The sequence below is a fragment of the Rhizobacter sp. genome (genome assembly GCA_021153565.1).
In the GTDB taxonomy this organism is placed as follows: Bacteria; Pseudomonadota; Gammaproteobacteria; order Burkholderiales; family Burkholderiaceae_C; genus Albitalea.
Genome location: JAJKJU010000103.1, coordinates 1 through 5,725, shown reverse-complemented (window position 1 = coordinate 5,725; position 5,725 = coordinate 1). Strand labels below are relative to the sequence as shown.

Genomic DNA, 5,725 nt, shown 5'->3' with positions numbered 1-5,725 from the left:
CGCGAACGATCGCCAGCGCCTGTTTGCGTTGATCGCCCAACGCAAGGTCGGCCATCGGCCCGGGCGTATCGAGCCACGAATGCGAAAACGACGACCAAAACATTACCCTTGGTTGAAGGTGCCTCGCGCACAGGCTCGCCGACATGTACAGAGGCATGGCCATGCGTAAGGTGCAAAGTAAGTGCCATTCCGCCATAGCCAAGCTATGGCTGCACTTTGCGCCTAGATCAGGCGCCTTTTGACGTGCCGCTCGGACACGTTCGAAATACTCCCAGCCTCTCAGCATTCGCAAGGGTGTGCAAAGCGCAGCATGCCCCAAGCGCCCTACCCCGAAATTTTCTCGAGGCAGTATCCGAGACCCCGCACAGTTGCAATGCGCACCGGTCCCTGTTCGATCTTCTTGCGCAAGCGATGGATGTACACCTCGATCGCGTTGTTGCTCACCTCTTCGCCCCATTCGCAAAGACGCTCAACGAGCTGGTCCTTGCTCACGAGCCGGCCCGAGCGCTGAAGCAGCACTTCGAGAAGGCTGAGTTCTCGGGCCGAGAGCTCGACCATTTGGTCATTGATGTAAGCGACCCGGCCAGTGGCGTCGAACGTGAGCGGGCCGTGCTTGATCACGGTAGACGCGGTGCCGAGTCCCCTGCGCGTCAGGGCGCGCACCCGCGCTTCGAGCTCCTGCAGCGAGAAAGGCTTGGCCATGTAGTCGTCGGCACCGAGGTCAAGGCCTTTCACACACTGTTCGACGCTATCAGCAGCAGTGAGGATCAGCACCGGCACGCTCGAGCCGCGCGCGCGCAGTTTGCGCAACACTTCAAGGCCATGGATCTTGGGCAGGCCGAGGTCGAGGATGACGAGATCGAATTCGTGTGCCGCCAAGGCCGCGTCGGCCTCGCTGCCGCTGCCTACATGATCCGCGGCGTAGCCTCCATTGCGAAGCGAGCGCAAGAGCCCGTCTGCCAGGACTTGATCATCTTCCGCGATCAGGATGCGCATCGTGTCTCCGGGGGCGGTCTTGTACTTTCTGTGCTCGGTTTGTCCGTCCACCGCGCTCTGTTCGATTCTAGGATTCACTGTTCCCCGACGGGGTCGCGAAGTCTCGCGAGATACCCCAATAAGGATGCCCTCAAAGTACTGTACGGACATCCAGTTTTTCCGAGATAATGCAGCAACTTTTTGGAGGAATTAATGGACGCACCGGTCAAAGCCCTGAACACCGAGAAAGCCAAGGCCCTGCAGGCTGCCTTGGCGCAAATTGAAAAGCAATTCGGCAAGGGTTCGATCATGCGCCTGGGAGAAGGCGAGGTCATCGAAGACATCGAGGTGGTCTCCACCGGGTCTCTCGGCCTCGACATTGCGCTGGGCGTCGGCGGCCTGCCCCGCGGCCGCGTGGTCGAAATCTACGGCCCGGAGTCCAGCGGCAAGACCACGCTGACGCTGCAAGTGGTCGCCCAAATGCAGAAGATGGGCGGCACCTGCGCCTTCATCGACGCTGAGCACGCACTCGACGTGCAGTATGCGCAAAAGCTCGGCGTGAATCTGCAAGAACTCCTTATCTCCCAGCCCGACACCGGCGAGCAGGCGCTCGAAATCGTTGACGCGCTGGTTCGCTCCGGTTCTGTCGACTTGGTGGTGATTGACTCGGTCGCGGCACTGACGCCAAAGGCCGAAATCGAAGGGGAAATGGGCGACTCGCTGCCCGGCCTGCAGGCACGCCTCATGAGCCAGGCGCTGCGCAAGCTCACCGGCACGATCAAGAAGACCAACACCATGGTCATCTTCATCAACCAGATTCGTATGAAGATCGGCGTGATGTTCGGCTCCCCCGAAACCACGACCGGCGGCAACGCGCTCAAGTTCTACGCCTCAGTTCGTCTCGACATCCGCCGCATTGGCAGCATCAAGAAGGGCGAAGAGGTCATTGGCAACGAGACCAAGGTCAAGGTCGTGAAGAACAAGGTCTCGCCCCCGTTCAAGACGGCCGAGTTCGACATCCTCTACGGTGAAGGCATCAGCCGCGAAGGTGAAATCATCGACATGGGCGTCGAGAACAAGGTGCTCGAAAAGAGTGGCGCCTGGTATGCATACCAAGGCGAGAAGATCGGCCAGGGCAAGGACAACGCCCGCGAATTCCTGCGTGAAAACCCCGGGCTCGCGGTCGAAATCGAGAACAAAGTGCGCGTAGCCGTCGGTATTCCGCTGTTGCCCACTGAAGAATCGGAGCCCGCAGCCACCGAGACAAAGGCGGCTCGTGGCAAGGCAGCGAAGGAAGCCAAGGAATAAGAGCACGGCCAACGGCGCGCGCAGCAGGCTCCAGTCCGCCATGCCGGTCAAGCGCCCACCCTTGTCGCTTAAGGGCCGAGCGCTGGCCTTGCTGGCGCAGCGCGAGCACAGCATCACTGAGTTGCGGCGCAAGCTGTTGCGCCATGCACGAGCGGCGGACGCCACGAAGGCGTCTGCGATCGAGGCCGTCGGAAATTCCGACGCCGACGAGGGAGAGGCGGTGATGGAATTCGACGCTGCTGCCGGCGTCGATGAAGTTGTCGCATGGCTGCGCCAGCACAACTACCTGTGCGAAGAGCGCTTCGTCGAAAGCCGAGTGCATGCGCGCGCCGGGCGCTACGGCAACCTGCGTATCCGCCAGGAACTGGCCCAACACGGTGTCGCGCTGACTCCGGAAACCTTGCAAGCCCTGAAGGAAAGCGAACTCGATCGCGCCACCGAAGTCTGGCGCCGAAAGTTCGCCGAACCACCCACCGATGCGACCGACAAGGCTCGGCATGCGCGGTTCCTGGCGCAGCGCGGCTTCTCGCCTGAAGTGATCTCCCGCGTTTTGCGCAACGCTGGCTACGCGCCCCGCCCCGACGTCACCGACTGAGAGGCTGAGAGGCTGAGAGGCTGAGAGGCTGAGAGGCTGAGAGGCTGAGAGTATTTCGATCATGCCCGCTCATCACGCCAAAAGGCCTCCTGCTCGTCGTTGCAAACGCTCGCCATAGCACGAGCTATGGCTGCGCTTTGCGCCTGGATCAGGCGCCTTTTGACGTGCTGCTCGGACACGCTCGAAATACTCTCAGCCTCTGAATCCTGCTTCGCCTCGAACTCACGCATTCGCAGCGCTGCAAATCAGCTGCCAGCTTGGGGGCCATGCTACATTGCGCGGCTGTCGATGGATACATTGCGCTCGATCTGGGCGCGTTGTTGCTTGCCGCCGGCACACCTCACCTGACATCACGGCCCGCCTCGCGACACTTCCAATGGCCTCGCTATCCGCCGCGCCACTGCGACCCCTTCTGTATTGCCCACGCTCCAATTCGCGCGTGCAGGCCGATCCGACCTGAGAGGCTGAGAGTATTTCGACCATGCCCGCTCTTCACGCCAAAAGACCCCTGCTCGTCGTTGCCAATGCTCGCCATAGCACGAGCTATGGCTGCGCTTTGCGCCTGGATCCGGCGCCTTTTGACGTGCTGCTCGGACACGCTCGAAATACTCTCAGCCCAGAGTCCCGCCAGGCAACCCGTTTTCAAATCTCTCGAGAGAGTCCGCTATGAAGATCCATGAGTACCAAGGCAAGGAAATCCTGCGCCAGTTCGGCGTGCCCGTGCCGCGCGGTTACCCCGCGTTCAGCATCCTGGAAGCCACCGAGGCGGCGCAAAAGCTGGGCGGCCCCGTTTGGGTCGTCAAGGCGCAGATCCACGCCGGTGGGCGGGGCAATGGCGGTGGCGTCAAACTCGCCCGCTCGCTTGACGAGGTGAAGACGCTGTCGGGTGAAATCCTCGGCATGCAATTGAAAACCCACCAGACCGGTCCCGACGGCCAGAAGGTGCGCCGCCTGCTGATCGAAGAAGGCGCGGACATCAAGAAGGAATACTACGTCGCCGCGGTCACGGACCGCGCCACCCAGAAGGTCGCCATCATGGCCTCCAGCGAGGGCGGCATGGACATCGAGGAAGTGGCGCACGCCACGCCCGAGAAGATCATCAAGGTCTTCGTCGATCCGGCCACCGGCCTTACCGACGCACAAGGCAGCGAGTTGGCCAACGGCATCGGCGTTCCTGCCGCGTCGCAAGCCCAGGCCATCGACGTCTTCAAGAAGCTCTACGCCTGCTACATGGCGACAGATTCGTCGCTCGCCGAGATCAATCCGCTGATCCTCGAAGGCAACGGCAACATCAAGGCCCTTGATGCGAAGTTCAACTTCGACTCGAACGCCCTGTTCCGTCACCCCGAAATCGTGGCTTACCGAGACCTGGACGAAGAAGATCCAGCTGAAATCGAAGCCAGCAAGTTCGACCTCGCCTACATCCAGCTCGACGGCAACATCGGCTGCCTCGTGAATGGCGCGGGCCTTGCGATGGCGACCATGGACACCATCAAGCTCTTTGGTGGCGAGCCGGCGAACTTTCTCGACGTGGGCGGCGGCGCCACCGCTGAGAAGGTCACCGAAGCCTTCAAGATCATGCTCGGCAACCCGAAGGTCAAGGCGATTCTCGTCAACATCTTCGGCGGCATCATGCGCTGCGACACCATCGCAGCGGGCGTGATCGCGGCATGCAAGGCCGTGAACCTCAACGTGCCGCTCGTCGTGCGCATGAAGGGCACCAACGAAGACCTGGGCAAGAAGATGCTGGCCGATTCGGGCCTGCCCATCATCAGCGCCGACACGATGGCCGACGCCGCGCAAGCCGTGATGGCCGCGCTGAAGAAGTAACCGATTCGCGCCCAAGGAAATACACCATGTCCATCCTCATCAACAAAGACACCAAGGTCATCACGCAGGGCATCACCGGCAAGACGGGCCAGTTCCACACCCGCATGTGCCGCGACTATGCGAACGGCAAGAACTGCTTCGTCGCAGGCGTGAACCCGAAGAAGGCCGGCGAAGACTTCGAGGGCATTCCGATCTACGCCAGCGTCAAAGACGCGAAGTCGCAGACCGGCGCCACCGTGAGCGTCATCTACGTGCCGCCTGCAGGCGCTGCCGCCGCGATCTGGGAAGCCGTCGAAGCCGACCTCGACCTCGCCATCTGCATCACCGAAGGCATTCCGGTCAAGGACATGCTCGAAGTTCGCAACAAGATGAAGGCCAAGGAGGCCAAGGGTGGCAAGAAAACGCTGCTGCTCGGCCCCAACTGTCCGGGACTCATCACGCCGGACGAAATCAAGATCGGCATCATGCCGGGCCACATCCATCGCAAGGGACGCATCGGCGTGGTGTCGCGTTCGGGCACCTTGACCTATGAAGCGGTTGCGCAGCTCACCGAGATCGGGCTGGGCCAGTCCAGCGCGGTCGGCATCGGTGGCGACCCGATCAATGGGCTCAAGCACATCGACGTCATGCAGATGTTCAACGACGATCCCGAGACCGATGCGGTCATCATGATCGGTGAGATCGGCGGCCCCGACGAGGCGGACGCAGCACGCTGGTGCAAAGCCAACATGAAAAAGCCGATCGTCGGCTTCATTGCGGGCGTGACGGCTCCTCCTGGAAAGCGCATGGGCCACGCTGGCGCGCTGATCTCGGGCGGCGCCGACACGGCGGATGCGAAGCTTGCCATCATGGAAGAGTGCGGCTTCACCATCACGCGCAATCCGTCGGAGATGGCCAAGCTGCTCAAGGGCCTGCTCTGAGAGGCTGAGAGTATTTCGATCATGCCCGCTCATCACGTCAAAAGACCCCTGCTCGTCGTTGCAAATGCTCGCCATAGCCCGGGCTATGGCTGCGCTT

Annotated in this window: 5 protein-coding genes and 1 pseudogene; 5 read left to right on the top strand and 1 reads right to left on the bottom strand. The window is 61.6% G+C overall.

All coding sequences use genetic code 11. The features are described from left to right. Positions 1-169 (top strand): annotated as a pseudogene (locus AC30NL_RS06335) (IS4 family transposase); the annotation flags it as partial. A gap of 155 nt (positions 170-324) precedes the next feature. Here the strand turns inward: AC30NL_RS06335 and AC30NL_RS06330 are convergent. Continuing rightward, positions 325-996, bottom strand: coding sequence for a response regulator (locus tag AC30NL_RS06330; RefSeq protein ID WP_489463163.1), 672 nt, complete (start codon positions 994-996; stop codon positions 325-327). A gap of 192 nt (positions 997-1,188) precedes the next feature. Here AC30NL_RS06330 and recA point away from each other — a divergent pair, with 192 nt between their 5' ends. The 4 genes from recA to sucD all read left to right on the top strand — a co-directional run bounded on the left by recA (position 1,189) and on the right by sucD (position 5,628). Next, entirely contained in the window at positions 1,189-2,283 is a 1,095-nt protein-coding gene (gene recA, locus AC30NL_RS06325; protein ID WP_489463162.1) for a recombinase RecA, read from the top strand. Positions 2,284-2,323: 40 nt separating this feature from the next. Continuing rightward, on the top strand, positions 2,324-2,878 hold the full coding sequence (locus tag AC30NL_RS06320; protein ID WP_489463161.1) for a regulatory protein RecX: 555 nt from the start codon (positions 2,324-2,326) through the stop codon (positions 2,876-2,878). Between the two features lie 666 nt (positions 2,879-3,544). Then, positions 3,545-4,708, top strand: a complete 1,164-nt coding sequence (sucC, locus tag AC30NL_RS06315) for an ADP-forming succinate--CoA ligase subunit beta (protein WP_489463160.1) — start codon at positions 3,545-3,547, stop codon at positions 4,706-4,708. Positions 4,709-4,734: 26 nt separating this feature from the next. After that, a complete protein-coding gene (gene sucD, locus AC30NL_RS06310) occupies positions 4,735-5,628 on the top strand; it encodes a succinate--CoA ligase subunit alpha (RefSeq protein WP_489463159.1) in 894 nt (297 codons plus the stop codon). Positions 5,629-5,725 lie beyond the last annotated feature (97 nt).